Source organism: Dietzia sp. Cai40 (assembly GCF_014145165.1).
Lineage (GTDB): Bacteria > Actinomycetota > Actinomycetes > Mycobacteriales > Mycobacteriaceae > Dietzia > Dietzia natronolimnaea.
On record NZ_JAALEB010000506.1, the window covers coordinates 1 to 2,997 of the forward strand.

The window sequence follows — 2,997 nt, forward strand, 5'->3', positions numbered from 1 at the left end:
GCTGTCCACGAACTGGATTTCGTACCGGGTGGGGGAGGGCCTGGACCCGGGCTGCCCACCATGTTGCGCGCGGGAATGATCGTCAATCACGCGGACAGCAGTGAGGGTGGTTGACCCCCGCTTAGTCGTGAGCGGGGTGGCGTGCAGGTGCGTAATGGTGCCGCGGACGATCATGGGTCGACACTACTGGGTACCGAGCATGTGCCGCTTGTGCCGCTTGTGCCGCTTGTGCCGCTAGCGGCACAAGCGGCACTAGCTCGGTCCAGGATAGGCGCTAGTGCCCCATTCCCACACCGCCGTCGACGTTGAGCACGTTTCCCGTGATGTAGCTGGATTCTTCAGAGGCCAGGAACGCGACCGCCGCGGCGATCTCCTCGGGCTGGGCGAATCGGGCCAGCGGGATCATCGACGTGCCGATCTCCTTCGCCTTGTCGTCCATGGCATCGGACATATCGGTCTCGGTGAAGCCGGGGGCAACGACGTTGGCGGTAACACCCTTGACGCCAAGCTCACGGGCGAACGAACGACACATCCCGATCACGCCGGCCTTGGAAGCGGTGTAGTTGACCTGCCCGGGAACACCTGACATTCCGGACGCGGATCCAATGAAGATGAGTCGCCCGTACTTTTGTTTGAGCATGTTACGGGTCGCTCGCTTGGCTATGCGGAACGCGCCGGCCAAGTTTGTGTTGACCACGTCGAGGAACTGCTCTTCCTTCATCCGCATCACCAACGTGTCTTTGGTAATGCCGGCGTTGGCCACGACAACGGAGACCGGGCCGAAGGTCTGCTCTGCGTAGGTGAACGCAGCATCGACGGACTCGGAATCGGTCACGTCACACTCGACGCCGTGGATTCCTTCGCCGACGCCGCTGCCTCGATGCGTACCGACGACGGTGAAGCCGTCGCTGACGAGTCGGGCGGCGATAGCCGCGCCGATTCCTCGGTTGGCGCCGGTGACCAGGGCTACGCGTGCGTCGGTCATGGGTGGTCCTCCTGGGGTCGTCGTGCAGAGAACAGCACTACCTGGCCGACTCGTCGGGTGTCGACATCGGTGTATCCGTGGAGCGCGTTCTCCAGCTCGTCCATGGTGTCGTTGGCGTTCCCAAACACGCCGAGCCTGTTGTAGGTGCTGTTCAACGCTCGAGCTGCAAGCGTCGCGTTGTCCGGATTCGGGATGAGGGTGGAGCCGAAGATGGTCCCGCCGGGCCGCAGGTAGCCGCGGAGCTGGGAGAGACGGTCCCACTTCTCCTGACTGGGAATGCAGTGCAGGACGAAGTTCAAACCGATCGAGTCGAACTTGTGCTCGCTGGCGATCGGGTCGAAAAAGGATTGCTGGAGGGCGGCGACAGATCTGCCGTGGCCGACTCGGTCGGCTGCGGCGGTGAGACAGGCACCGTTGAGGTCGAGCAGGGTGAGCGAGGGGGAGTCGATGTGCTCGAGGAAGTAGCCGGTCCCGGGGCCTACGTCGAGGTGACTGCGGCCAGCGTGGCTGCGGTAGTGCTCGACCATCGTCGCTGTTGGACAGCGCCAGATCAGTCGATTGGTCAGTCCGAGCACCCCCGCGTCGTAGACCCTGAGAGTGACGGGGTTGTAGATACTGCCGCTGGCGCCGCGGTCCCGTGCTTCGCTCATGCAGTTCCTCTTCTTCGCAGCATGACTGTGGCCGCCCCGCCTTCCATGTCTGCAATCGGGACCACCCTGGCATCAAACTCGATGCCATCTAACTCGACGGGGAAGACTCCTGTCTCATACAGGTCGTATTCGGTCACGAGGGCACACAACGCCTCGTAGCTCAGCGGTGCGTCTGTGCCGACGCTGGTGACGGCACTCCGCGCCAGGCGATTGACCAGAGCAAGAGTGATGGAGGCGAACTCCACGAGCGGGCCGAGGAGGTCCGGGGGTTCCTGCGTACGTTCGGCGAGAACGACGGTGGTGCCGATGATTCGTCGCTGTTCACCGTCTACGCGGAGACGGCCTCCGCTGAACATATGGAGCGGGGGAGCGTCTGGAAGGTTGAGAGTCCACTCGTATCCGACCCACGTGTTGTCCGGGTCGAGCACCGCCGCTTTGTAGCGGGTGACAAGTGTGGCGGCGTCGGCCGGGGTCAAGAACCGCCACAGATCTTGGATCGGCCGCTGTTCGCCGGCGGCACGGCCGTCTGACATGAGGGAGACATCGTCGCCCGCGGTGACGGTGGTGAGGTCGGCGAGGTCCATGACCCACGAGTTGAGCACACAGCGCTCAACCGGCGGGGTGGGATGGAGCCAGACTGCGATTCCGGTAGGACCGCACTCGGGGTGTTCGACCAGGTGGTAATCGGCGTGAAGGCCGGGAATCGAGCATGTTCGAGTGCGGGCGTAGTCCGTGAGCAGCCTCAGACCGTCACGGTCGAGGTCGAGCTGGTTGCTCTTGACGGCCCGCCGGAGAGTGCGTTGGCAGGGGACTCCACCGATGGAGTGGACCATCAGATCTCCATCGCCTCTGTCTACGAGATCGAAGACAATCCATCTCGGATCAAGTCTCACGTGAAGCCTCCCGACGTGGTCATTAACGGACACAGCCTATGGTTTCGAGCTCAGTCTCGGTCGATCAGCGCCCTCGCCCCCCGATCGCCACCCTCGGGCGCTACCTGGCGAGGCCGAAATGGTTGTTCCCCGCCGACTTGCGCTGCCGTCGTCGCAGGATCGAACGGATGGCATCCATGTGGCGAGACACCTGCTCAGGAGTAGCCGTGCGTTCCTCGGCCGCGGCGGCAGCCTCAGCCCGTTGGAGCTGCTCTTCGAGGGCACGCTGCCGGTGCTGCTCGGCCACCTCGCTAGGCGAAGGGCCGGCGAGGACGCCCCGGAGCCGGGAGAGGCGATGCCGCAGGAAACCGGCTGGATTCTGGATGGTGGAGGGCCAGTCGCGGGGGTTCTCCCGCGCATCCTGGTTGAGGACCGCCACTAGATCGCGGCCCGTCCAGCGGTCGCAGTCGACCAGCTCGGCCACCACGTC

The 2,997-nt window shown here is 64.2% G+C and carries 3 protein-coding genes and 1 pseudogene; all 4 read right to left on the reverse strand.

Going from position 1 to position 2,997, the window contains the following annotated elements; translation table 11 throughout:
* Nucleotides 1-274: 274 nt before the first annotated feature.
* Entirely contained in the window at nt 275-985 is a 711-nt protein-coding gene (fabG, locus tag G6022_RS16480) for a 3-oxoacyl-ACP reductase FabG (RefSeq protein ID WP_182640199.1), read from the reverse strand.
* Nucleotides 982-1,635: a class I SAM-dependent methyltransferase gene (locus G6022_RS16485; RefSeq protein WP_182640200.1), complete on the reverse strand. Its 654-nt coding sequence runs from the start codon at nt 1,633-1,635 to the stop codon at nt 982-984. Before G6022_RS16485 ends, fabG begins: the two co-directional genes overlap by 4 nt.
* A complete protein-coding gene (locus tag G6022_RS16490; RefSeq protein ID WP_182640201.1) occupies nt 1,632-2,528 on the reverse strand; it encodes a hypothetical protein in 897 nt (298 codons plus the stop codon). Before G6022_RS16490 ends, G6022_RS16485 begins: the two co-directional genes overlap by 4 nt.
* 100 nt (nt 2,529-2,628) lie before the next feature.
* Nucleotides 2,629-2,997, reverse strand: a pseudogene (locus G6022_RS16495) (hypothetical protein); the annotation flags it as partial.

Excerpts from the sequence above, each read along its gene's own strand:
- fabG (WP_182640199.1), bottom strand. The coding sequence starts at position 985 with ATGACCGACGCACGCGTAGCCCTGGTCACCGGCGCCAACCGAGGAATC.
- G6022_RS16485 (WP_182640200.1), bottom strand. The coding sequence starts at position 1,635 with ATGAGCGAAGCACGGGACCGCGGCGCCAGCGGCAGTATCTACAACCCC.